We start from the raw sequence: 24673 nt of genomic DNA, 5'->3' as shown, positions 1-24673 counted from the left end.
GGTCGAGACAGGCCCGATTCCTGGCTTACACTGAATCTCCCCGGCCCAAGGAATGCCCCTCGATGCAGGACTACAGCCAGCAGCGCTTTCTGATCGTCGACGACTTCAACGACTTCCTCAGCTCGGTCAAGGCCATGCTGCGCGAGATGGGCGCGCGCGACGTGGACACCGCCAACCGCGGCGAGGAAGCCATCGCCATGTGCCGGCAGAAGCGCTACGACATCATCCTCCACGACTACAACCTGGGCGCCGGCAAGAACGGCCAGCAGGTGCTGGAGGAGCTGATCGCCGCGCGCCTGATCAGCCACCAATGCATCTTCGTCATGGTCACCGCCGAGAGCAGCCAGGCCATGGTGCTCAGCGCCCTGGAACACGAGCCGGACGCCTACCTGACCAAGCCGTTCAACCGCGCCAGCCTGGCCCAGCGCCTGGACAAGCTGATGGAGCGCAAGGCGCTGCTCAAGCCGGTGCTGCAGGCGCTGGACAAGCAGGCCCCGGCCGAAGTGCTGGCCGCCTGCGACCGCCTCAGCCAGCAGGACAAGCGCCTGCTGCCGCTGTGCCAGCGCTACAAGGCCGGCGCCCTGCGCGAGCTGGGCCGCAGCGAGGAGCTGGAGCGCCTGCTCAATGCGGTGCTGGCCGACCGCGCCATCCCCTGGGCCTATCAGGGGCTGGGTGCGCTGCTGCTGGCGCGCGGCGAGCACCTGCATGCGCGGCAGATCTACGAGAAGGCGCTGCAGACCTTTCCCATGCAGCCAGGCCTGTACGACGGCCTGGCCGCCGTGCTCGACGCCGAGGGGGAGGCCAAGCGCGCCCAGGAAATACTCGAGGACGCCGTGCGCCTGTCGCCCCTGGCCATCCGCCGCCAGGCCCAGCTGGGCAAGCTCGCCCTGCGCAACGAGGATTTCGCCAGCGCTTCCAAGGCCTATCGCAGCGCCATGGAGCAGGGCCGCCACTCGCGTTTCAAGAGCCCGGAAAATTATCTGGGCCTGAGCCAGGCGCTGATCGCCGGCGCCAGCGAGGAGGGCCTCGACAAGCGCGCCCAGGCCGAGATCAACCAGACCCTGGCCGAGCTGGACAACCAGTACGCCAACGACCCGGCGCTCAAGGTCCGTTCGCGCCTGATGCAGGCCAGCAGCCTGCACAAATCCGGTGATCCGGTACGGGCCGCGCAGCTGGCCGAACAGGCGGTGGCCAGTATCGGCCAGCTCGGCGAGTTCTTCTCCGCCGAGGCGGCGCTGACCCTGGCCAGCCAGCTCAAGCAACTGGGCCAGGCCGAGGCCGGCGAAGGCCTGCTGAAGAGTTGCGTGGAGATCTATGGCGACGACCCGGCCGTGCTGCAGGGCGTGGCCCGGTTGACCAGCGATCCGTCCATTCTCAGCAGCGCCAAGGAGGCGGTCGAGCTCAACCGCCAGGGCGTGCGCGCCTACCAGCTGAGCCGCTTCGGCGACGCCTTGGAGCTGTTCCGCCGAGCCCTGGCGTTGCAGCCGAAGAACATCAGCATCGCCCTCAACGCCGCCCAATCGCTGTTGCGCGCGGGCGGTGAACAGGCGGAGCTCGCCGAGGAATGCCGCGCCTGCCTCGATGCGGTGCGCATGATTCCGCCCAGCGACCCGCGCTACGAGCGCTACCAGCAGCTGCGCCGTCGGGTGTTCGGCGAATGAGCGGGCTGGACTTCTCCACGGTGATCGCCTCCACCGTGCACGACATGAAGAACTCCCTGGCCATGCTTGGCCAGGCCCACGCCCATTGGCTGGCGCAGTTGCCGGAAGAGCTGCGTGGCGGCAGCGAGCGCGGGGTGATCGAGTACGAGTTCGCCCGCCTCAACGGCATGCTGGTGCAGTTGCTCGGCCTGTACAAGCTGGGGGTCAACCAGCTGCCGCTACGCCCCGGCTACCAGGAGGTGGAGGACTTCATCTGCGCCCAGCTGGCGCGCCACGACGAAGTACTGCACAGCCGCAGCATCGCCGCCCGCTGCGAGGTGGAGGAGTTCGACCTGATGGGCTTCTTCGACCAGGAACTGCTCGGCTCGGTGGTGGCCAACGTCATCGCCAACTCCATCCGTTACGCGCGCAGCGCCCTGCTGATCAGCGCCCGTGAGGAGGACGGCCAGCTGCTGCTGAGCATCAACGACGACGGTGTCGGCTACCCGACGGCCATGCTCGACCAGCAGGCCGACTACGTGCTCGGCCTCAACCAGAGCAGCGGCAGCACCGGCCTTGGCCTGTACTTCGCCGCGCGCATCGCCGAGCTGCACGAGCGCAACGGCGTGCGCGGGCGCATCGAGCTGCGCAACGGCGGGCCGCTGGGCGGCGGCGAATTCCGCATCTATCTGCCCTGACAGATGGCCGGCGATGCCGGCGCTATCGCGGCGGTTTGCATCTTTTCCCGCTCTATCCCGAATCAATATAAAAGCGTTTTTGGCCTTCACCGCGCCATGTACTAGCGTGCCTCTTGTACCCCGTCCCGCCAGAGGGACCATCGCGCAGCATGGAGGCGTCCGGCAGTAGTCCGTGCTCGTACAACAAGAACAAGACGAGGACACGCTGATGAAGTCTGCCTTGCTGACCTGCTGCCTGTGCGTCATGGCCCTGCTGGCCACCCCGGCCCACGCCGAACTGGGTGACTACAGCGCCTGGAAGACCCTGCTCAACCTGACCATGCCGCCGCCGGCGGACAACAAGGTCACCCCCGAACAGGGCCTCGGCCCCTATCCCCTACTGAACAACCCCGGCGGCTTCAACTCCGGCTTCAAGCCCGGCAACTACTACGGCTGGCAGACCGTGCAGCTGGCGCCGCAGACCGGCGCGGTGTGCGGCAACGGCTCGCCCTACAAGTTCTTCGTCAACCGCGTGCCCAACACCACCAACACCATCATCTACCTCGAAGGTGGCGGCGCCTGCTGGGACTACGCCAGCTGCACCGGGCAGAGCGGCATTCGCGGGGCGCGCAACCCCGACGGCATCCCCGACGACTACATGAGCCTGCTCAACCCCGGCGCCAGCCTGGTCAGCCCGCTGGTAGTACGCCTGCACCCGTGGACGCGGACCAAGCCGCAGAACTGGAACATGATCTACGTGCCCTACTGCACCGGCGACATCTACTCCGGCGACAAGGTGGCGGTGTACGAGGACCCGCAGAACCAGAAGCCGCCGCTGATCTGGCACCACAACGGCCTGCGCAACACCCGCGCCGTGGTGGCCTGGCTGAAGAACAACCTGCCGCGCCCGGCGCAGCTGCTCACCACCGGCTGCAGCGCTGGCGGTGCCGGTAGCCTGACCAACTACGTGAACATCCGCCAGGACATGGCGCCGACCCGCGGTTTCCTGCTCGACGACTCCGGACCGGTGTTCAGCGCGCCGCCGGGTAGCGATATCGCCCAGTACCCGTCGCGGCCGCTGCAGGACTATATCCGTGCGGCCTGGGGCCTCAACGAGGGGCCGGTGCCCTACCTGCAGAGCCGCCTGCCGGGGCTCGATGGCGCCAACCTGGGCAGCCTCTACTCGGCGCTGTCGGCCAACCTGCCGGGTGATCGCCTGGGCCACACCCACTTCTGGCAGGACCTCAACTACTCGTCATACTCCTACGAGCGCTTCCATCCGGACATCATCAACGCGCCGGACGCCGCCACCAAGGAGGCGCTGATCCACGCCAAGTGGGCGGTGGACACCGAGCGCCTGCGCGGCCAGCTGAGCAACCTGGGCAACTTCGGCGGTTATTTCCCGCAGTATCGCGCGGTGAACGAGAGCCACTGCACCAGCATCATCGAGTTCGCCAACTCGGATATCCAGGAACAGAACCTGCAGCTCGACCACTTCGTCAACAACCTGCTGGAGGGCAGCGGCACTGTGCTGTCGGCCTCGGAGAGCAGCGATGCGGCGGACAAGGCCAAGCCGTTCAATCTGCTCTACTACATTCTCGACCAGCTCCTGTAGACCTACTGATACGCCTGCTCCCGCGCCTCCTGCAGGCGCTGGCGCAGGTACTGGTCGCGGCTCAGGCCGTCGGGAATGCTGTCCAGGTTCAGCACCTCGTCGACGATGCGTTTCTCGTCGGACTTGTACTGGGTGAAGCGTGCATCGGAGGTCTTGTTGCGGGCTTCGCGCGCCTGGCTGAGCGCCTGGTAGCGGGCGACCAGGGCATCGGCCCGGGCCTTCTGCGCGTCCTCGTCGCCACCCTCGGCCTGGGCCAGACCGACCTGCAGCAACAACGCCTCGCTCAGTGCCAGTTCGCCGGCGGCCTCGCGCCGGTCGATCTCCTTGGCCAGGGCCGCCGCGCGCTGGCGTCGTTCGGCTTCGCTCAGTCCGGCGGCGGACTTGATAAAGCTCTGGTAGTCGGCGCCGAACTGCAGGCGAGCCTGATAGCCCTGCACGGCGGGATCGTTCAGCAGCGCCTGCCGGGTGGCGGGGTCGATTGGAGCGCTGGCGCTGTTTCCTGCCGTGGCGTCCGACGCCGGCGCGGCTGGTCGCGGTGTATCGCCAGGGTTGCTCTCGGAGCCGGCCAGGCCCAGCCATAACCCACCGCCGATGGCGAGGGCGGCGAGGCCGCTGATAAGCAGGCGGGTCTTGATGCTGGCCATGTTCCGGTCTTGTGCAGAGATGTCGTCTGCCAGTTAAGTCCAGGACCGGGAGAGCAGCCAGCGTGGCGCCAGGCTCAGCTCTCCAGCCACACGTCGCGGCACCAGTGCCACACCGAGTCCCAGCTCTCGTCGGTCAACTCGCCTTCGCTGCCGTCCCACAGCCAGACGGTGCCTTCCACGTCCACCGCGTAATAGTCGCGGCCGTCCTGGCACAGCGGCACCAGGTCGCGCGGCAGGCCGCGGTCCCAGGCCACCGAGGCGACTTCCGGCAGGTAGGTGTGCGAGTGCGGGTCGCTGGCGGTCACCGGCTCCAGGCGGCCGTAGACCACGTCACTGACCTTGAGCAGGTACTCGCGCAGCTCGAACGGCAGGTGGATGAGCAGCTGTTCCTGGATATCCACCAGGGTCTCCTCTTCCGGCAGCTCCAGCGGTACCGGCACCGGCTCGTTGAGTTCGCGCAGCTGATCGATGACTTCTTCCACGGTGCGTCTCCTGGCAAGCGGCATTCGGCTAGAGGGTAGCCGATTGGAGGCGCGTTTTACCCTGTGTGGCGGCCAAGGGGAAGTAGCCGGATGCAATCCGGGGCGGAGTTGCCGGCTTTCCCGGATTGCATCCGGGCTACGACCTGGAGCTGACTGGCTGTAGAAGCGCAGCCATGCCCGTCTTCAAACAGAAAACCCGGGCAAGCCCGGGTTCGCTGACTGGAGCGAAGGCCTTACATCAGCCGCTTGCCGTCCTCGCGGGTGATCACCACGGTGGCCGAGCGCGGCCGCCGTCCCGGGCCGTCCGGCCAGGTGCTGAGCAGGTTGCCGGCGGTGGAGCCTTCGCCCGGGTGCTGGATGTTGACGAACAGCGTGCGGAAGTCCGGCGTGGCGCTGATGCCGGTGACCTCGGCGCCGATCGGGCCGATCAGGAAGCGCTTGATCTCGCCCGTGCGCGGGTCGGCCACCAGCATCTGGTTGTGGCCGAACGGGCCGCTGGCCAGCTGGCTGCCGCTCATGTCGGTCTGAATCCACAGGCGCCCGTCCGGGTCGAACCACAGGCCGTCCGGGCTGGCCAGGATGTTTGTGTCGTCCAGCGCCGCACCGTTCGGGCCACGGCTGTCGGACTGCGGTCCGGCGAGCAGGAAGATGTCCCAGTTGAAGCGCTTGCCGGCGTGGTCGCGGCGGTCTTCGCGCCAGCGGATGATGTGCCCGTAGGGGTTGGCCGCGCGCGGGTTGGCGGCGTCCGCCACGGTGCGCGAGCTGTTGTTGGTGAGGGTGAAGTAGACCTCGCCGTTGTCCGGGTTGACCGCGCCCCACTCGGGACGGTCCATCTTGGTGGCGCCGGCGATGTCGGCGGCCAGGCGGGTGTTGATCAGCACTTCGCCCTGGTCGGCGAAGCTCACACCGGCGGCGGCACAGGCGGCCTGGAAGGCCTTGTCCTTGAGGTCCAGGGCCAGCCAGTCGCCGCTACCGTCGACATTGAAGCGCGCCACGTAGAGGGTGCCTTCGTCGAGCAGGCGGCCGGGCTGGCGCAGCAGCGGCAGGTACTTGCCGCGGCTGACGTACTTGTAGATGTACTCGTTCTGCGAGTCGTCGCCGGAGTAGCACACCAGCGGGCGTCCGGCCTGTACCGGGGCGAAGATCAGGCCCTCGTGGGCGAAGCGGCCGAGGGCGCTGTGCTTGACCGGGGTGGAGTCCGGGTCGAAGGGGTCGATCTCGACGATCCAGCCGAAGTGGTTGGGCTCGTTGCGGTAGTCGCCCGTGGCGTCTGCCGCCTTGCGGGTGGCGTCGAAGCGCTGGAACTCGTCGCCGGGCAGGGTCTCCCAGCCGAAGCGGCTAGTGCTGCGCAGGCCGTAGCGCTTGAGCTCGCGTGGCAGCTCGGCATCGCGCGTGGCGAAGTAGCCGGCCCAGTTTTCCTCGCAGGTGAGGTAGGTGCCCCAGGGCGTGTAGCCGTTGGCACAGTTGTTCTGGGTGCCGCGGCTGGCGGTGCCGTTGGGGCTGTGCAGGGTCTTGAGCAGGGTGTGGCCGCGCGCCGGGCCGACCATCTGCATCGGCGTGGCGGCGGTGACGCGACGGTTGTAGCGGCCGGGCACCACCTGCCAGTCGCCGAAGCGGTCGCGGCGGATCTCGACGATGGTCACGCCATGCGCGTTGATTTCCTTGCGCACTTCCTCGGCCACGGTACGCAGGCCGTTGACCGTGGTCGGGCCGTTGGGGTGCAGCAGCGGCGCGTCGATGTACTCGTTGTTGAACACCAGCAGGCCGTGGTTGGAACGGCGGCCACCACCATGACGGCCGTCGATGGGAAAGAAGTGCATGCCGTCGTGGTGCATGCCAACCTGCTCGGCCTGGTCCTGGGCGCTGTTGCTGGCGTCCTCGAGGAAGGCCGGGAAGCGTCCGCTGATCGGCGTGCCCCAGGGCACGCAGACGCTGGCGAGGTAGCCGGCGGGCACCGTGATGCTGTCTGCGCGGCCCACCGGCAGGGCGTCGAAGGGCAGACGATTGCGCTTGCCCCAGCCGTGCCTGGCGCCCTTGGCGCTCTGTTCGGCGGCCTCGACTGCCTGTGGCAGCACGCCGAGGAAGCCCAGTGCACCGACGGCCACGCCACCGGCGAGGATCTGCCGGCGGCGCTGGTCGATCAGCTCGCTCATGTGCGGGTTGGCGGAGTGGTTGCTGGGGAGTTCATCGCCGCTGCCAAACAGCACGGCGTTCTGGTCATCGAGGCTCACGGGTCGGTTCCTTCTGCTGAGGAGTTGCGGCGGAGCCATGACGCTAGCGAGCAAAGAAGACGGAACGATGACGCTGTTGTGGCGAATCGACGGGGTGCGTGCTGGTTAACGTTTCTGCCGGCGGCGCTCGGCACCGCTCATCAGCCGCGCGTCGAGCAGGGCGTGATGGGGGATGGCGGCCTCGGCCAGATCGCTGAGCAGCTCGGCGTCTTCGCGGCAGCAGACCTGCTCGGGCAGGTCGTCCGCGCCGAGCAGTTCGAGCAGCAACGGCCAGTCCCAGGCCAGGGCGTCGCTGACGATTTCCACCGCGCCATAGCCGGCGAGAAAGGCGCGCAGCTCGCTGGCGGCCTCGGCGCGGCTGCGGCCATGGCAGGCCAGGTCCAGCTGCGGCAGGACGATCTCATGGACGAAGCTGGAGCAGTCGGCCGGGCTCCAGCCATCGATGAGTTCCACGTAGAACTCGGCGCTACCCGGGTCGACCAGGGCCAGGCTGATCAGCCGGTAGTCGGCCGTGAGGTTGGTGAATTCGGTATCGAGGAACAGGGTGCGCATCGTCGCTTTCTTGCCGGGGCCTGGCGGCACTCTAGCAGCCGTGCGGGCAGAAAAAACCCGGGACTGGCCCGGGTTCTTCACAGCGCGCTGGGATCAGCCGTTCTGGCGGATACCGGCGACCAGCCACGGCTGGTTGTCGCCAGTGGCGCGCTCCATGCGCCAGCTTTCGCTGAACGCCTCGCCCTGGTCGAAGCGCGAGGTCTTGGCCACGCCACGGAAGGTCAGGGTGGCCACGGTCTTGTCGGCCAGCTCGTCGATGCCGTCCAGCTGCACGCTGAGATCATCGACATATGTGGACTGGTAGCCGTCGCCCATGCTGGCGCGCTCTTCCTTGAGGAAGCTGAGCATCTGCGGGGTGACGAACTCGGCGATCTTGTCCATTTCCGCGGCGTCCCAGTGCTGCTGCAGGGCCAGGAAGTGGGTGCGGCCGGCTTCGACGAAGCGCTGCTCGTCGAACCAGGCTGGCGCGTTGATGGTCACTGGCGCGGCGCTCGGAGCAGAGCTGCCGAAGATCGGCGCCTGCTGCTGCGGCATCTCGCGCTGCATGCCACCGGCCATGGCTGGGCGGCCCTGCTGCTGACGACGGGCGGCGAACAGCTTGAAGATGACGAAGGCGATCAGCCCGAGGATCAGGAAGTCGAACAGCTGGAAGCCTTCGAAGCCGTCACCCATGAACATGGAGGCGAGCAGGCCGCCGGCGGCGATGCCGGCCAGCGGACCGAGCCAGCGCGAGGCGCCACTGGCCGGGCGTCCGGCAGCCGTTGTGCTGTTGGTGGCGGCAGGCTGGCTGGCCTTGGGCGCATCCGCCTGGCGGGTCTGGTGGGTCGGCGCGGAGCCGAACGATTTGCCGCCGCCCATGCGCTTGGCGGCGCTGGCGTCGAGGCTGAGGGTCAGACCCAGGCACAGGGCCAGGGTGATGCTGAGAAAACGCTGCATGAGGGGTAATCCCGCTGAGGTTGTGATTCGCGCGCCATGCTGCCGCAGTGTTGGGACCCTGGCCAGCCGCAGAATGTTTCCGGATTTATGCGCGCCCATCCAACAGGGGCGCGCGTGGCTCAGCGCAGGTGTTGCTGGAAGAACTGGGCGTAGCCGTCGAAGGCGTGGCTCACCGGCACATTGTCTTCGGCGCTGCAGTGCTGGTCGTCGCCGAACGCCAGGGTATAGGCGGCGCACAGGGCCGGACCCATGTCGGGGTAGTGCAGCGGGTCATGCGCAGCCATCTCGGCGGCGCTCAGCAGGCGGCCGACGAAGGGTTCGGCGTAGCGCAGCATGACGGGCGGATCGTCGTCGCTGACGCTCTTGATGGCGCTGCCGAACAGTGCGTACTGCTCGTGCTCTCTCTTCCACTTGGCCTTGGCCGCGCGCCGGGCCCCTCGACCAGAAAAAGGTCGGCGAACTCGCGGCCGTCGTAGGTGGTCTGGCCCTGGTAGGCAAACACCGCGTTGACCTGGATCGACTGGCGCAGCAGCGGGTCGGCGCTTTCTGGGTCGGCCACGTCGTTCTGCAGCGCCGTCCACAGGCCGAGGCTGCCGCGCGACTGCCCGACCAGGAACAGGTTATCCGGATCGATGTTGAGCGACGCGGCGTTGGCGCGGATGAACTGGATGGCCTGAGCGATATCTCGGTGCGGGGCCGGCACTATGTTTTCGTTGGTCACCGGATGGCGGAACTCCAGGGAGGCGAAGGCGAAGCCCCGGTCATGGGCCTGCTGCACCAGGGCTTGGTAGTTCTCGTTGCCGGCCTTGAGCCATTTGGTCTTGCCATTGGGGTGGGCCCAGATCACCAGTGGCGCGGCCGAGCCGCCAGGCAGCGGGAAGTAGTCGAATACCTGCTCCAGCAAGGGTTCGCCCTCCAGCGTCGGTTCGTTCCAGGTGGCGGCGCCGTAGCAGAGGTTGCGGCGCACGGCGTCGTCGGGTGCGACATCCAGTGGCTGCGGGGTGCAGGCCAGGGCCGCGGGACAGCAGATACAGGCAACGAGTAGCGAGAACAGGCGCATGGCCATGGCGAGCCTCCAAGCCGGGGAAGGTCCTGCAGACGGTAGCGCACGCGATTGACCTGCGGTCGTCCGGCGAGCCGTCGTGAGGTCATTTTGCGACGTCCGTCGCCTAGCGCAGCAGCCAGCCCAGCGGACCGCGGCGCAGCTGTTGGCGCAACAGGGCACGCAGCGCGGCGTCGTCGGCCTGCGGCTGGCGCAGCCAGTGGATGAAGGTGCGCAGGAACACCGCACTGAGCAGGCTCTCCTCGGCTACCCGCGACAGATGCAGGTTGTGCCGCCGCGCCGCCTCACGCCACCACTGCACGGTGCGGCTGACCCGCAGCAGGGCCCCGGCCTGCAGGTGGATATGGCCGAGCTCGAACTTGTACAACAGCATCTGCCCGGTCAGCGCGCGGTGCACAGCCATGCCGGCCAGCCAGGCCATCAGCAGTTCTTCCAGACGCTTGTCGGCGTTCAGTGCGGCGAGATCGGCACCCTTGGCGCGCTCGAACAGCGCCTGGTCGGCGCGGTCCAGCCAGGCTTCGACCAGGTCGTCCTTCTGTCGGTAATGACGGGCGATGGCAGCGAGGTCGCAGTGCAGTGCTTCGGCCACGTCATGCAGGTGCAGGCGTTCCCAGCCGCAGGTTTCGGCCAGGTCGAGAGCGGTATCGAGAATCTTGTCGGCGGAAGGCGTCGAGCGGGGCATGCGGAGTACCTCCGCTCGACAGTATGGCCACTCACTCTGCTCGGTTCTGTTGGAGCGACAGACGGCCCCGAGTTACCAGGGCGAAGTCGATTGCAGAGTGATCGAGCCGATGGCCTCTTCATTGGTAGTGAGGTTCATGTCGACGTAGTACCACCGCCCCTTGATGGTGCGGAAGCGCATGCTCAGCTGCATCAGGCCTCCGTCTTCCTTTTCGATCAGATACCACCGCCGCTGATACAGGCCCGCCGCATCCTTACGGGTTATGGGGTGTACCTTGTAGACCCCTTTTGTACCTACCCACCTGCTCAGGAAATCTTCGCCGTCTTTCAGATCGATGGCGTTTTCGCGCCAAGGCAGAACGTGGAGCTTGAATAGCTCGGTCAGGCATCTTTCGGCAAAGGCCTTCTCATCCTCGATACAGGCGATATAGCCCGCCTCGAACTTGTCGAGATCGGCGATCGGCTCACCAGCCTGGGCAGCGTGGCAGAACAGGCCGAGCGACAGCCCGGCCATCAGCTTCCTTGCAATCATCTGTTTCCTCCTTGTGAGTGAATCTGCTTACAGCGCTTCCAGCTTGGCGTAGGCCAGCATCAGCCACTTGCTGCCTTCGCTGGCGAAGTTGACCTGCACCCGCGCCTGGGCGCCGCTGCCCTCGAAGTTGAGGATCACGCCCTCGCCGAACAGGCTGTGGCGCACGGCCTGACCGAGGCTGAAGGGCGTTTCTGGCACGGCCGCGCCGGCAAACATCGAGCCGCCGCTCATGCTGCGGCTGGGCGCCGAATAGGGGCGGCTGACGCTGTTGGAGAGACGCACTTCCTGGATCAGCGTCGGCGGAATTTCGCGGACGAAGCGCGAGACCTTGTTGTAGGTCTCGCTGCCGTACAGGCGGCGGGTCTCGGCGTAGGTCAGCACCAGGTTCTGCATGGCGCGGGTCACGCCGACATAGGCCAGGCGGCGCTCTTCCTCGAGACGGCCGGGCTCTTCCAGGCTCATCTTGTGCGGGAACAGGCCTTCTTCCATGCCGACCAAGAACACCAGGGGGAACTCCAGGCCCTTGGCGCTGTGCAGGGTCATCAGCTGCACGCAGTCCTCGTGCTCCTCGGCCTGGGCGTCGCCGGCCTCCAGGGAAGCGTGGGTGAGGAAGGCCGCCAGCGGCGACAGCTCGTCGTCTTCGTTGTTCTCGAAGTTGCGCGCGGCGCTGACCAGTTCCTCCAGGTTCTCCACTCGGGCCTGGGCTTTCTCGCCTTTCTCGGCCTGGTGCCAGGCAATCAATCCGCTCTGCTCGATGACGGTCTGGGTCATCAGGTGCAGCGGCATGTCGAGCACCTTGGCGGCGAGGTTCTCGACCAGCTCGACGAAGCCGCTCAGCGCCGTGGCCGCGCGGCCGGTCAGGCCCTTGTTGGCGATCAGCTGCTGCATCGCCGCCCACATCGACAGGTCGGCATGGCGCGCATGTTCGCGGATGGCCTCGACGGTCTTCTCGCCAACGCCGCGGGTCGGCACGTTGATCACCCGCTCCAGGGCGGCGTCGTTGTGGCGGCCGTCGAGCAGGCGCAAGTAGGCCACCGCGTTCTTGATCTCGGCGCGCTCGAAGAAGCGCTGGCCACCATAGATGCGGTAGGGGATGCGTTCGCGCAGCAGGGCCTCTTCCAGCACCCGCGACTGGGCGTTGGAGCGGTAGAGGATGGCGATTTCGCTGCGCTTCAGGCCGTCCTTGCGTAGCGCCGACTCGATCGACTCGACCACATAGCGGGCCTCGTCGTGCTCGTTGAAGGCGGCGTACAGGTTGATCGGCTCGCCGTCGCTGCCGTCGGTCCACAGCTCTTTGCCCAGGCGCCCGCTGTTATTGGCGATCAGGGCGTTGGCGGCCTTGAGGATGCCGGCGGTGGAGCGGTAGTTCTGCTCCAGGCGAATCATCTGCGCGTCGGCGAAGTCACTGGAGAACTGCTGGATGTTCTCGATCCGCGCGCCGCGCCAGCCGTAGATCGACTGGTCGTCGTCGCCCACCACCATCAGACTCTCGCCACCCTTGGCCAGCAGGCGCAGCCAGGCGTACTGCACGGCGTTGGTGTCCTGGAACTCGTCGACCAGGATGTGGCGGAAGCGCTTCTGGTAGTGCGCCAGCAGGTCGGGCTTGTCGCGCCACAGGTCGAGTGCGCGCAGCAGCAGCTCGGCGAAGTCGATGACTCCGGCGCGGGCACAGGCGGACTCGTAGGCCTCGTAGATCTTCAGCATGGTGGCGAGGAACAGGTCGCCGCCGGGCTGGATGTTCTTCGGCCGCATGCCCTCGTCTTTCTGCCCGTTGATGAACCACTGCGCCTGCTTGGCCGGCCAGCGCTGCTCGTCCAGGCCCAGCTCGCGGATCACCCGTTTGACCAGGCGCTGCTGGTCGTCGGAGTCGAGGATCTGGAAGTTCTCGGCCAGGCCGGCCTCCTGCCAGTGCGCGCGCAGCAGGCGGTGGGCCAGGCCGTGGAAGGTGCCGACCCACATGCCGGCCGGGCTCATGCCGAGCATCTGCTCGATGCGCTGGCGCATCTCGGCCGCGGCCTTGTTGGTGAAGGTCACCGACAGGATGCTGTACGGCGAGGCACCGAGAAACTGGATGAGGTAGGCGATGCGATGCACCAGCACGCGGGTCTTGCCCGAGCCGGCGCCGGCCAGCACCAGCTGGCGGCCGAGCGGGGCGGCCACGGCCTGGCATTGCGCATCGTTGAGGGAGGCGAGGAGGAGTTCTGGGTCGAAGGCGGGATTGTTCTGCATCGCGGCATTCTACGGGCCGACCCGGGGAGCGGCAAACCGCGGGCGGACGGGCGAGAGCGTGCCTGCGCTCTAGCTCGCGACATCGCCGACAGGTCTTGCCAGATTCAGTGAACAAATGTTCGCCATTTATCGCGGCGAGCTGGTAAAAAGCCATCATCGCACTTGGGCAGCCTCTCTAGCTCGGGTATGCTCGGGAAAAGTCAGGCATCCATTACAAGAAAATCGCCTATGACCCAGCCTCTTCGGGGCGCTTCTGCCAGCGTGGTGGCGGAGGAGTCGCGCGCCATCCATCAGCAGTTCGCCACCGAGATCGCGGTGGAGCGGACTCGTCTGCTTTATCAGGGCTCCCAGGTTCCCACCTTCTTCATGCTGCTCAGCGCCCTGGCCTGCGCCGGTCTGCTCTGGCAGCCCCAGGGCGGTCTGCTGTTGGCCGGCTGGCTGGTGTGGGTGGTATTGCTGGCGGTGCTACGTTTGATCCAGATGACTGCCTTCAATAGCGCGCTGCCGTCGCGCCAGGCCAACCCGCACTGGCGTCGGGTGTTCCTGGTGGGCGCCGGGCTGTCCGGCCTGACCCTGGCCTGTGCAGCAATCTTCCTGGTGCCTGCGGATCGCTTCCTGCTGCAGGCCCTGGTCTACGGCCTGATCGCCGCGGCCATCCTCTCCGCCAGCGTGGCCTATGCGGTCAGCCGCGCCGCCTTCCTGGCGTTCGCCCTGCCGTGCCTGGTGCCTTCCATCGTCTATCTCCTGCTCAGCGACAATACCCGCCAGCAGGCCTGGGGCGCGCTCGGCCTGCTGATGCTGCTGAGCCTCTGTGTGGTGGCCTGGCAGGTCAATCGCCTGGTGCAGGGCAGCCTGCTGCGGCGCTTCCAGAACCAGGCGCTGATCGAGCGTCTGGAGCATGCCCGCGAGAGTGCCGAAGGCCTCAATCAGGAACTGGCCCGCGAAGTGGAACAGCGCCGCCGAGCCGAGCGCGAGCTGCGCAAGGCGCATGGCGATCTGGAGATTCGCGTGGCCCAGCGCACCCTGGAGCTGGACGACGCCAGCCATGCCCTGGGCAAGAGCCAGGCGCGCCTGGCCCTGGCCCTCGAAGCCAGCGAGCTGGGCCTGTGGGACTGGGATCTGCAGACCGACGAGGTGCACCACAGCCACCTGGAGAGCATTTTTGGCATCAGCCAGGACGAGGTGAAGGGCGTGCTCAGCCACCTCAAGCCGCGCCTGCACCCGGACGATCTGCCGCTGCTGCGCCGGGCCCTGGTCGAGCATCTCAAAGGCCGCACCGACGGCTACTGCGTGGAGTACCGCGTGCGTCACGCCGACGGCCGCTGGCTGTGGGTCGAGGACCGTGGCCGCGCCGTCGAGCGCAACGCCCAGGGCCAGGTGACGCGCATGCTCGGCACCCGCCGCGACATCACCGAGCGCAAGCGCCAGGATGAGGAGCATCGCCTGGCCGCCACCGTATTCGAGGCCACCAGCGAAGGCATCGTCATCCTCGATGCCGACTACCTGCTGCTATCGGTCAACCAGGCCTTCAGCGAGGTCACCGGCTACCGCAAGGAAGAAGTGCTCGGGCGCAGCGTGGCGACCCTGATCAGCAGCCGCGATGCGCGGCGCCAATACCAGCTGATCCGCCAGGAGCTGGAGCGCCACGGCAGCTGGCGCGGTGAGCTGACCGAGACGCGCAAGAACGGCGAGCTGTACCCGCAGTGGCTGCAGCTGAACGTGGTGCGCGATGGCCGCGGTCGCGTCAGCCATATCGTCGGCTTCTTCTCCGACCTGTCGCAGCGCCGGCAGACCGAGGAGCGCCTGCGCTACCTGTCGCACTACGACGAACTCACCGGCTTGGCCAACCGCAGCCTGTTCCGCGAGCGCCTGCACGAGGCCGGCGAGCGTTCGCGCCAGGACGAGTCGCGCCTGGCCCTGCTGCACATCGACCTGGATCGCTTCAAGCTTCTCAACGACAGCCTCGGCCATGAAGTGGCCGACCAGCTGCTGCGGCAGATGGCCCGCAGGCTGATCCAGGCCGCCCCGGAGGCCGACACCGTGGCCCGCCTGGCCGGCGATGAGTTCGCCATCCTGCTCGACGACTACGGCAGCCTCTCGGCCCTGGCGCGCACCGCCAGCCGCCTGCTGAGCAAACTGCGCACGCCGATGGACGTGGGCGGCCACGAGCTGGTGATCAGCGCCTCGATCGGCATCAGCCTGCTGCCGGACAACGCGCGGGAAATCTCGGCACTGATCAGCCAGGCCGGCATGGCCATGCAACATGCCAAGCACCTGGGCGGCAACACCTTCCAGTTTTACACCGACAACCTGCAGGCCTGCACCCTGGAGCGCCTGCAGATGGAAACCCAGCTGCGCAAGGGTATCGAGGACGGCCAGCTGGAGGTGTTCTACCAGCCCAAGCTGTGCCTGGTCGACGACAGCCTCAACGCCGCCGAGGCGCTGGTACGCTGGCGCCATCCGGCGCTGGGCCTGGTGCCGCCCGGCGAGTTCATACCGCTGGCCGAGGAGACCGGGCTGATCGCCCCGATCGGCGAGTTCGTCCTGCGCCAGGCCTGTCTGCAGGCGCGTGAATGGCAGCGCCAGGGCCTGGCCGACCTGCGCGTGTCGGTCAATCTGTCGGTCCACCAGCTGCGCCAGGGCAACCTGATCGGCCTGGTGCGCCAGGTGCTCGACGAGACCGGCCTGCCGCCGCGCCTGCTGGAGCTGGAGCTGACCGAGAGCCAGCTGCTGGACAACGTGGAGAACGTCATCGCCACCTTCCAGCAACTGCGCGACCTGGGCGTGAAGCTGGCGATCGACGACTTCGGCACCGGCTATTCCTCGCTCAGCTACCTCAAGCGCTTCCCGGTGGACTACGTGAAGATCGACCAGACCTTCGTCCGCGACCTGTCGGCTGGCGGCGAGGATGCGGCAATCACCCGCGCGATCATCGCCATGGCCCACGGCCTGGAGCTCAAGGTGGTGGCCGAGGGCGTGGAGACCCAGGCGCAGATGGACTTCCTCAAGGCCCAGCACTGCGACGAGATCCAGGGCTTCCTGATCAGCCCGCCGGTACCTGCCGAGCGCTTCGCCGAGCTGCTCAGGGCGCAGGCGGAGATGTATTGAAGCGCAACAACAGGGCGTGATTCAGGTCGATCTCCGCCACTAGGGGCAGGTAGACGATATGGCCATCGCCCGGCGCGATGTCCGTAGCGGTGCCGTCGGCCTTCTCCAGGCTGTTCAGCCGGAAGCTGCGGTTGCCGCCCGGGGCCATCAGCTCCAGATGGTCGCCGACGGCGAAGCGGTTCTTCACCCGCACCTCCGCCAACTCGCCGCGACGCACGCCGGTGAATTCGCCGACGAACTGCTGGCGTTCGGACAGCGAGTTGCCGCGCTGGTAGTTCTGGTATTCGTCGTGTACGTGGCGGCGCAGGAAGCCTTCCGTGTAGCCACGGTTGGCCAGGGATTCGAGATCTTCCATCAGGCGCAGGTCGAAAGGCCGGCCGGCCACGGCGTCGTCGATGGCACGGCGATACACCTGGGCGGTGCGCGCCACGTAGAAGTGGCTCTTGGTGCGGCCCTCGATCTTCAGCGAGTGCACGCCCATCTGCAGCAGGCGCTGCACGTGCTGCACGGCGCGCAGGTCCTTGGAGTTCATGATGTAGGTGCCGTGCTCGTCCTCGAAGGCCTCCATCAGCTCGCCGGGGCGGCTCTCGTCTTCCAGCAGGAACAGGCGCTCGGTCGCGGCGCCCGCGCCGAGGGTCGGCTGGCAGCCGCGCACGATACCGCCCAGCTCGTTCTCCCGGCCCTCATGGGCTTGGTACTGCCAGCGGCAGGCGTTGGTGCAGGTGCCCTGGTTGGGGTCACGCTTGTTGATGTAGCCGGACAGCAGGCAGCGCCCGGAATAGGCCATGCACAGCGCGCCGTGGACGAACACCTCCAGCTCCATGCCGGGCACCTGCTGGCGGATTTCCTCGATCTCCTCCAGCGCCAGCTCGCGCGACAGGATCACCCGGGAGAGCCCCTGGCGATGCCAGAATTCCACGCTGGCCCAGTTCACCGCATTGGCCTGCACCGACAGATGCACCGGCATCTGCGGGAAGTGCTCGCGCACCAGCATGATCAGACCCGGGTCGGACATGATCAGCGCATTCGGCCCCATTGCCACCACCGGCTCCAAGTCCTTGAGAAAGGTGGTCAGCTTGGCGTTGTGCGGCGCGATGTTGACCACCACGTAGAAGCGCTTGCCCTGGGCATGCGCCTCGGCGATGCCGATGGCCAGGTTGGCGTGGTCAAACTCGTTGTTGCGCACCCGCAGGCTGTAGCGCGGCTGCCCGGCATACACGGCATCGGCGCCATAGGCGAAAGCATGGCGCATGGCCTTGAGGGTGCCGGCTGGGGAGAGCAGCTCTGGGGCGTGGAAGGTGGTCATAGTTGCCCAGTTGGAAAAGCGGGCGCAGAGAATGACAGGAGTTGAGGGGCGCGAAATTGATCCAGAGCAGTCCAGAGAAGCCTAGTAGGCGATTAGCTCGATGGGGCCGAGAGTAGCCAACTTCTCCAGAAAGCTGCTTTCGTCCTGAAAGTCGGTGAGGTGGATGACCCATTCGGCGCCAAGCTCAACAAAGATGTCCTGCCATTTGTCCAGGGCTTCGTCATAACTCACCTCCGCACCCATCAGGCCGTGACCTTCCCCCTCCAGGAAAAGGAATTTCTTGAGAGCCAAGTCATAACCGAAGTATCGCGAACACCTTTGCCTAACCTTCTTGCAATAAGGTGGTAATGCGTCATTTCTTGGTGAAGCCGCTGCCGCTAATAACTATCTCGCCATCCTGAACTTGAACAGATCCGATGTCGTTTATAACGAACGCGGCGTCAACTGGTCTTGCTGTAAAGAGGCAGTTGAGAAGTTCGAAATACAGGTAGTCCTGAATGAGCTCCGACGAGAGTTCTAATTCATCTTTCAAAAGCATTTGGAAAGACGGATATCCCAAGTCGCGAAGCTTGGGTATGTCTGCTTCCGCAAGTCTGAGGTCGTCGAGCCGGCATTGCTCGATAAAGTCGTTAGCCTTCCGCTGAAACGTGTCGGTCAGCTCATCGAAGTCCAATTCAATCCTGTAGGGGGCACCATCGCCTGAGAGGTTTTCTCCAAAGCCCAATTCGCGGAAGGTTATAAGCTCAGGGGCTAAGGGGGATTCATTGACCAAGAATTTCATGGTTCTGCTCCTGGCGGGATTATGACGAGCGAGCCGTCCGGATTTGCAGTTATTGATCCCGATGGTACATAGGGTTCTCCAGCCTTGGGATCTGCAGCTCCACGGGTGCCTGAGCGCTGGAAGAATTCTTCTGGTGACTGGATTCGTGCAATGGAGTTCGTTTCGTTGCCGGGAACAATGCGCGTTTGCTCGAGCTTTAGGAAGTTGAGCTCTAGGCTGAACCTTTTCTCCAGCTTCTTTAGCAACTTTGCGGCCTGGTTGGCGTTGAGCCCGCCGAAGCCGACATCGAGGTCACTGCTATCGGTGTGATTGCCTCGCACTCTGCTGCCACCGAATACAGCCGAAGAGTCTCGTGAATGAGATTCTTCCAAAATGATTTTTGCTTGTGCTTCTGGCAATCCAGGGACATTCTCCGAGAGAAATTTAGCTTGCTCGTCTGCTCCTTTTGTTTGAATAACGGTTTTTTCGGGGTAGCGCTCAAATACGGATTGGTTTTCCCCGTCCGGACAATGCCCTGGTACCCGGTTTAATCCTAGGGGATCCACCCATCCCGTCGGATTGGGCACGTACTGGTAGTTGTTCAGCCCCCCTGCCAGCTTGATCGGATCTGGTGTTAGGAACAATCCCGTGCCGGGGTTGTAATACCGATGCCTGTTGTAATGCAGTCCCGTCTCCACGTCGAAGTACTGACCCTGGAAGCGCAACGGGTTGTCGATTTCCGCGACTTCTACCTTGGCCAGGCTGCCATAGGCTCGGTACTTCACCGACCAGAGGATCTGTCCGCCAGTGCTGGTCAGCTCCTGTGGAGTGCCCAGGTGGTCGAGCTGGTAGTAGAAGGGCTCGGCGGCTTCACCCTCACCCTGCAGCAGTGCCAGGGGACGGAAGGTGCCGGGCTCGTAGACGTAGCTGCGGTAGTGCGTCGGGCCGCTTTCGGCGATCAGGCGTTCGCCCTGCCAGAGGAACTCGGTGGTCTGGCCATCCACTGTCTTGGCGATGCGTCGGCCGAAGGCGTCGTAGCGATACTGGACGCGGCGACCATCCGGCAGGCTGGCGGCGATCAGCCGGTGCTGGCTGTCGTAGTGGTATTCGGTGACCAGTTTCTGCCCGGTGCCGCGCCGCTCGCGCACCAGATTGCCGAAGGCGTCGTAGTCGTAGTGGCTGTCACCCTGCATCAGCAGGCGATTGCCCTTGACGTTGGCTAGGCCTTCCGGTGCAGCGCCGTTCTGCGCCAGCAGGGTGCCGGCAGGGTCATGGGCGAAGCTCTCCGGCAGGTCGCCGCGTACCGCCACCAGGCGATCCAGCGGGTCGTAGTGGAAGCTGCGATTGCCCTTGCGCGAGTCCTCGATGGCAGAGAGGTTGCCGCTGTCGTCATAACGGTACCGGCGTTGCAGCAGTTGGCGATGATCGCTGCGTACCCGATGGGCCTGCAGCCGCCCCTGGTCGTCGTAGTCGTATTCGCTGAGCAGCGCACCCTGGCGCCGGTAGCGCTCGCGCCCCCGCTCGAACTGGTGGCGGGTCAGTGGCTGGCCGTTGAGGTCGATGCCTTCCAGCTCACCGCCCGGACGGTAGCGGTAGTCCACGCGGCTGCCATCGGGTAGGCGGCAGTGGCCGAGCTGGCCGAGGGCGTCGTACTCGTAGCGCAGAGTGGCCCAGCCCTGATGCTCCTCGATCAGGCGGTCACGCAAGTCGTAGGAGTAGGCCAGCGGCCATTGCCCGTCGTCGACACAGACCAGGCGGCCCAGGCCATCGTAGGCGTAGTGGATCTGCTCGCCATCGGGCAGAGTCTTGACCAGCAGGCGTCCCGCGCTGTCGCGCTGGTAGGCGGTGATCCGCTCGCTGCCGTCTTCGGCGAACTCCTTCTTCTCGATCAGGTGGCCGGCCAGGTCGTAGCGGTAGGCCGTCTTGCGCCCGTCGAAGCCGGTTTCCTGGCTGATCAGCCCATTGGGGTGGTAGTCCAGGCGATAGTGTTCGCCGCGCTCGTTCTCGATATCGGTGAGCAGCAGGCGTGCATTGTCATAGCGATAGCGCAGCTGGCTACCGTCGGGGTTGATGCGGCGGCTGACCAGGTGCAGGCCATCAGCATACTCATAGCGGGTGATGCGGCCCTGCTCGTCGCGTTCGCTGGTGACCTTGCCATAGGCGTTGTAGCTGTAGGCGCGGGATGCGCCGCCGGGCAGAGTCACTTGGGTCAGGCGATTGGCCGCGTCCCACTGGTACTGGGTCAGTGCGCCGTGCTCGTCCTGCCGGGTGATCTGGCGGCCGAATGCGTCGTAGCGATAGCGGCGGATGCCTGCACCCGGCAACTGTTCCTCGATCAGCTCGCCCTGGGCGTTCCACACCAGCAGGTGCTGACTGCCGTCCGGGTGGCGGATCTCCAGCAGGCGGCCGCGGGCGTCGTAGCGATAGTGGGTGCTCTGGCCGAGCGGATCGATCTGCTCGGTGATGTCGCCTTGGGCGTTGCGCTCGTACTTCCAGGTTGCCTTGCCGCGCCGCACGCTGCGCACTTGGCCATCGAAGTAGCTGTAATGAACCGCTTCGCCTTCCGCTGGGATTCGCGTTTCCAGGCGACCGGCCTCGTCGTAGCGGTATTCGGTGATTGCACCTAGCGGGCTCTGCTCGGCAACCAGCTGGCCCTTGTCGTCGTATGCCCGGAGAGTCTCGGCACCGTCCGGGTCGACCTGGCGCACCAGGCGTGCGTTCTGGTCGTGGGCGTAGGTTTCTTCGCTGCCATCGGCGTTGACTACAGTGACGCTGCCTTTGTCGTCCCAAACGTAGCGGGCGTCCATCTGACCGAAGTTGGCCCAGTGGTGCACGCAACGCGCCTGCTTGCCCTGGCCTTGCCATTCCCAGTAGAAGGCTGCCCCTCCGGCAAGCTGACGTTCGAGAATTACGTTGTCCTGGTCGTAGCGATAGTGCTCGGTCTCGCCCAGGGCATTGCTGGCCGCGATCATCTGGTCGCGTTCGTTGTACTGATAGCGGACAAGAGTCTGCACGCTCTGCCAGCTGGCTTCCTCGTTCTCGGCCGACCGCTGGATCTGGTAGTCGACAGCGACGATATGACTGCCCTCGTAACGCAGCAGCAGGGCGCGTCCGGCGCCGCTGAGGCGTTGCGGCCGGCCGACCAGGTCGCGACTGAGGCTGAGGCGGTTGCCATAGGCGTCGCTGATGGCGATCAGATAGCCGCCTCGGGCATCGCGGCGGAAGTGATAGAAGCGCGGTGTCTTGCCGGCCTGTGCCAGGATCAGTTCGGCGGGATCTTGGCCTAGGTAGATGGCAGCGCGGGACAGGCGATTGGTGATGGCCGGGCGCTGCTCGCTGGGCATGGGGAAACTGGTGCGGCGATTCTCGTGATCGGTCCAGACCAGTTGTTCGCCATCCAGCTCCAGGCGCTGGGCCAGGCTATGGCTCCAGCCGTAACCCAGGCCGCAATCCAGTTCCGCGGCGCTGCTGCGATACAGCCTGTCCCAGGCGAAGGGCAGCACGCCCTCCAGGGTGCCGTCGGTGAGGGTGAGCAGCTCCTCGCCCGTGACCATCGATACGGGGCATTTGTCGGTGCAGGTCTTGTCAGCCTGGTCCGCGGGCTTGTCACTGGGGGTCTTGGAGGGCGTGGAGACATCGTCGACCGGCTCGACCTGCTTGAGCGAGGTGGCGCTTTTCGGCTTCTTGCGCGGATAGACGGTGGCATCCGGTTCTATCTGCGGGGTGCCTGTCTTCCCGGCGGCGCCGCTGGATGCCGTTTGGCTGCGTGTCTCATCGGCTTTTCCTGCGCTCCGGCGTCTCGCTGGTTTGGCCGGAGGTTGCGCGCTTTGCGCCGGAGTAGGTGGATCGATCTTCAGCGTGGCCTTGCGCGTCGGCTGCATAGCTCCGCTGCCGTGGGCCAGTAGCGGTTTGGACGAGCTGGCATGCGGCGCTGCGTGACCCCGACTGAACTTCATCAGCATTGCGGTGAAGTCTTCGATCAGCTTGAGCACACGCCCGCCGTTCTTGGCCGCGCTCAGAGCTTTGGTGCCAACGCGCACGGCCAGGCCGATGCCACCGGTGAGCACCACGCCGAGCAGGATGTTCAGCAGCACTTCACTGGTCAGTTCGGCCAGCACTTCGGTGCAGGTCTGCGGCGGTAGCATGCTGGCCCAGGCCACGATCGCGGCGACGTAGATCCACAACAAGGGTTCGTCGCTGGCAATCAGCAGGGCGGTTTCCAACCCTTCCTTGGAGGCGTTGTAGATGCGCTTGATTTCTTCTTCGGTGAAGAACTTGCGCAACTTCTGATAGTTCTCGCGGGGATGGGCGACCAGGTCGTAGAGCGACTTGATGTCCTCCCACAGCCCCATGATGACCTTGACCAGTCCCTTCCATGCCGCCTCCAGTTCCTGCAGGAGCTTTCCGGTCATGCTGGCCGAGTCATGCGCGCGCCACAGCGGCAGGAACTGGCTGTCCCATTGGCCTTTCAGCCAGCCTTCCAGCTGGCCGATCACGCCCTGATAGGAGTTGAACAGGGTGTCGATCTGCGCGCGGGTCGGGTTGGGGAAGAAGGTGACCTTGTACTGCTGGTGAGGAATGCAGCCGGTGACCTCCTTGATGCCGCTCGGCCCGATGGTGACGTCGATGGCCTTGGCGATCTCGTTCTTGCCGAAGAAGCGTCCGTCCTCGACCGGCACGACACGGGCCAGGGTGTTGCCGATCGGGACGAAGCGCGCTGCCTCGAAGCTGTGCACCAGGGTCAGCTTGCCGTTCGCCGGGCAAGTGGCGTAGAGGGTCGCTGGGTCCTTGTCGTCCTTGTCCTGGGTATCGACCTCGTCGCCGAACTTGAACTGCTGCTCGGCGTCGAGAACGCCGCCGTACCAGGCTTCGCTGACGTCCCGATAGTCGTTCAGGCAGGTGCGGAACTGCTTGAGAATGTCCTGAACATTGGGTTGCTTGGCGTTCAAGTGGCCGATCAGGGAGCCGATCACAAAGCTCATGGTGTGACCTCGTATTCCAGATGGGCTCGTAGCCGCCCGCTGTAGTTGTCTTCCGTGATTGGGGTGCGGCGCACGAAGCGCTCGACCTTGTGCCGCAGGTTCTTTTGCGGCACGGCGAAATAGAGTTCGGCGTGCTGTTCCAGCAGCCACTGCATCAGGTTGTCGACCAGGGTGGAGGGATTCTCCTCGGTGAGGGCCGATGCCAGTGCCTGCGGAACCTGCCACCAGGGATAGTTGCGCTGTACTGGGAGTGTGCTGGTTGCGATGCTCAGGGCCTGGCCGTTGATCAGCAGTTGATCAAATACCGGCAGCAGCTCACCCGCTGCATCGCTCAGGAAGCGCAGGATCGGCAGCAGATGGCTACCGTCCCAGTGACGGAAGAACACCTCGGTGCCGTCGGGCATCAGCACCTGGGTCAGGCTGCGCAGGTGGTCGAGGACAAGGTCGGGCTCATGAGCGGAGAGCGCCAGCCAGCCCCAGTCCTGGCTGGGGGCTTCATCTACCCAGTCGAAAAAGCTGCTGTCGGGCTGCAGCTCGCCCAGGTAGGGCATGACTTCCTGCCAGCTGGCGTAGGGCGTGTCGCTCCAGATCGGCAGCGGCAGGCTGACGCTGTCCTGTTGGTAATAGGCCTGCAGCGGATTGGCTTCGCTGGCGTTGCCCATCACTACATAGAGACGCTGTCCTTCCCGCCACTCCGCCTCCAGCCAATCTCGAACCGAGATCGCTTCAGATGGCACAGGCGCCTCCCTTGCACTTCTCGCACTCCTCACAGAAAGGCGCGTTGCGCTTGAGTGTCTGGATCTGCGCCGGAGTCAACAGGGCGCCTGCCTTGTCGGCATCGGCCTGCAGCAGTGCACCTGGCCGCAGGATGGCGATCCCGCTGCCCACACCCGGCGCACCGCCGGAGTTCATCTTGATCGTCGCGCCGCTGAGGGTGACGCCGCTGGGGTCGAGTTTGAGCCAGCTGCCGCCGCCTTTGGCGGTCAGCTCCATGCCGGCGTCGATGACTACCTTGCTGCCGGCGTAGTAGTGGATCTCGTTGCCCGCCTCGACAAACTGCCCCGTGCCCAGCTTCACATGCTGGTTGGTGGCCACGGTCAGGTGGTCATTGGCGCGGATCTCGGTCTTGCGGTCTTGGTGGGTGGTGCGGTGCTCCTCGGCCTTGAGCTCGGTGTAGCTATTGGCCTCGACGGTGTCGTGGCGCTCGTGGCCGATGCGGATCTTCTGGTCGTGCT

At 65.6% G+C, this 24673-nt stretch carries 20 protein-coding genes; 4 read left to right on the top strand and 16 right to left on the bottom strand.

Going from position 1 to position 24673, the window contains the following annotated elements; translation table 11 throughout:
* Positions 1–62 precede the first annotated feature (62 nt).
* From IB232_RS11540 to IB232_RS11530, 3 genes are all read left to right on the top strand, one after another.
* Positions 63–1661, top strand: coding sequence for a tetratricopeptide repeat-containing response regulator (locus tag IB232_RS11540; protein ID WP_192398789.1), 1599 nt, complete (start codon positions 63–65; stop codon positions 1659–1661).
* Complete coding sequence (locus IB232_RS11535) at positions 1658–2338, top strand: sensor histidine kinase (RefSeq protein WP_192398787.1); 681 nt, start codon at positions 1658–1660, stop codon at positions 2336–2338. Before IB232_RS11540 ends, IB232_RS11535 begins: the two co-directional genes overlap by 4 nt.
* A gap of 208 nt (positions 2339–2546) precedes the next feature.
* Positions 2547–3932, top strand: a complete 1386-nt coding sequence (locus tag IB232_RS11530; protein WP_225592279.1) for a pectinacetylesterase family protein — start codon at positions 2547–2549, stop codon at positions 3930–3932.
* Between the two features lie 2 nt (positions 3933–3934).
* Here the strand turns inward: IB232_RS11530 and IB232_RS11525 are convergent, their stop codons facing one another.
* The 10 genes from IB232_RS11525 to uvrD all read right to left on the bottom strand — a co-directional run bounded on the left by IB232_RS11525 (position 3935) and on the right by uvrD (position 13282).
* Positions 3935–4576 carry a hypothetical protein gene (locus tag IB232_RS11525; protein WP_192398785.1) on the bottom strand — a complete coding sequence of 214 codons (642 nt, stop codon included), beginning with the start codon at positions 4574–4576 and terminating at the stop codon, positions 3935–3937.
* A 74-nt stretch (positions 4577–4650) separates the two neighbouring features.
* On the bottom strand, positions 4651–5058 hold the full coding sequence (locus IB232_RS11520) for an SMI1/KNR4 family protein (RefSeq protein WP_192398783.1): 408 nt from the start codon (positions 5056–5058) through the stop codon (positions 4651–4653).
* Positions 5059–5291: 233 nt separating this feature from the next.
* The gene (locus IB232_RS11515) at positions 5292–7289 is read right to left on the bottom strand and encodes a PhoX family protein (protein WP_192398781.1); all 1998 of its coding nucleotides are present in this window, start codon (positions 7287–7289) and stop codon (positions 5292–5294) included.
* Positions 7290–7394: 105 nt separating this feature from the next.
* Positions 7395–7841, bottom strand: a complete 447-nt coding sequence (locus tag IB232_RS11510) for a hypothetical protein (RefSeq protein WP_192398779.1) — start codon at positions 7839–7841, stop codon at positions 7395–7397.
* Positions 7842–7934: 93 nt separating this feature from the next.
* Positions 7935–8777 carry a Tim44 domain-containing protein gene (locus IB232_RS11505; protein ID WP_192398777.1) on the bottom strand — a complete coding sequence of 281 codons (843 nt, stop codon included), beginning with the start codon at positions 8775–8777 and terminating at the stop codon, positions 7935–7937.
* 119 nt (positions 8778–8896) lie between these two features.
* On the bottom strand, positions 8897–9112 hold the full coding sequence (locus tag IB232_RS11500; protein ID WP_192398775.1) for a hypothetical protein: 216 nt from the start codon (positions 9110–9112) through the stop codon (positions 8897–8899).
* Entirely contained in the window at positions 9073–9843 is a 771-nt protein-coding gene (locus IB232_RS11495) for an alpha/beta hydrolase fold domain-containing protein (protein ID WP_192398773.1), read from the bottom strand. Before IB232_RS11495 ends, IB232_RS11500 begins: the two co-directional genes overlap by 40 nt.
* Positions 9844–9946: 103 nt before the next feature.
* Entirely contained in the window at positions 9947–10522 is a 576-nt protein-coding gene (locus tag IB232_RS11490) for a TetR/AcrR family transcriptional regulator (protein ID WP_192398771.1), read from the bottom strand.
* Positions 10523–10594: 72 nt separating this feature from the next.
* On the bottom strand, positions 10595–11053 hold the full coding sequence (locus IB232_RS11485; protein ID WP_192398769.1) for a hypothetical protein: 459 nt from the start codon (positions 11051–11053) through the stop codon (positions 10595–10597).
* A gap of 27 nt (positions 11054–11080) precedes the next feature.
* Entirely contained in the window at positions 11081–13282 is a 2202-nt protein-coding gene (gene uvrD, locus IB232_RS11480) for a DNA helicase II (RefSeq protein WP_192398767.1), read from the bottom strand.
* A 228-nt stretch (positions 13283–13510) separates the two neighbouring features.
* On the opposite strand from uvrD, the gene IB232_RS11475 reads away from it, so the two are divergent.
* A complete protein-coding gene (locus IB232_RS11475) occupies positions 13511–16390 on the top strand; it encodes a putative bifunctional diguanylate cyclase/phosphodiesterase (RefSeq protein ID WP_225592276.1) in 2880 nt (959 codons plus the stop codon).
* Here IB232_RS11475 and yegQ read toward each other — a convergent pair.
* The 6 genes from yegQ to IB232_RS11445 all read right to left on the bottom strand — a co-directional run.
* Positions 16365–17696: a tRNA 5-hydroxyuridine modification protein YegQ gene (yegQ, locus tag IB232_RS11470; RefSeq protein WP_192398763.1), complete on the bottom strand. Its 1332-nt coding sequence runs from the start codon at positions 17694–17696 to the stop codon at positions 16365–16367. The genes IB232_RS11475 and yegQ overlap by 26 nt on opposite strands.
* Before the next feature lie 81 nt (positions 17697–17777).
* On the bottom strand, positions 17778–17987 hold the full coding sequence (locus IB232_RS11465) for a hypothetical protein (protein ID WP_192398762.1): 210 nt from the start codon (positions 17985–17987) through the stop codon (positions 17778–17780).
* Between the two features lie 61 nt (positions 17988–18048).
* Positions 18049–18477: a hypothetical protein gene (locus IB232_RS11460; RefSeq protein ID WP_192398760.1), complete on the bottom strand. Its 429-nt coding sequence runs from the start codon at positions 18475–18477 to the stop codon at positions 18049–18051.
* Positions 18474–23438 (bottom strand): RHS repeat-associated core domain-containing protein, encoded by a 4965-nt coding sequence (locus tag IB232_RS11455; RefSeq protein WP_192398758.1) that lies wholly within the window; start codon positions 23436–23438, stop codon positions 18474–18476. The genes IB232_RS11460 and IB232_RS11455 overlap by 4 nt, the downstream gene beginning before the upstream one ends.
* Positions 23435–24175, bottom strand: a complete 741-nt coding sequence (locus tag IB232_RS11450) for a DUF4123 domain-containing protein (protein ID WP_192398756.1) — start codon at positions 24173–24175, stop codon at positions 23435–23437. The genes IB232_RS11455 and IB232_RS11450 overlap by 4 nt, the downstream gene beginning before the upstream one ends.
* A partial coding sequence (locus IB232_RS11445; RefSeq protein WP_412547731.1) for a bacteriophage T4 gp5 trimerisation domain-containing protein occupies positions 24165–24673 on the bottom strand: 509 nt, incomplete at its 5' end. The genes IB232_RS11450 and IB232_RS11445, both read right to left, overlap by 11 nt.

The sequence above is a fragment of the Pseudomonas sp. PDM15 genome (genome assembly GCF_014851565.1).
Lineage (GTDB): Bacteria > Pseudomonadota > Gammaproteobacteria > Pseudomonadales > Pseudomonadaceae > Aquipseudomonas.
Note: the sequence above shows the minus strand (reverse complement) of the source record. Positions and strands in the feature narration are given on the sequence as shown.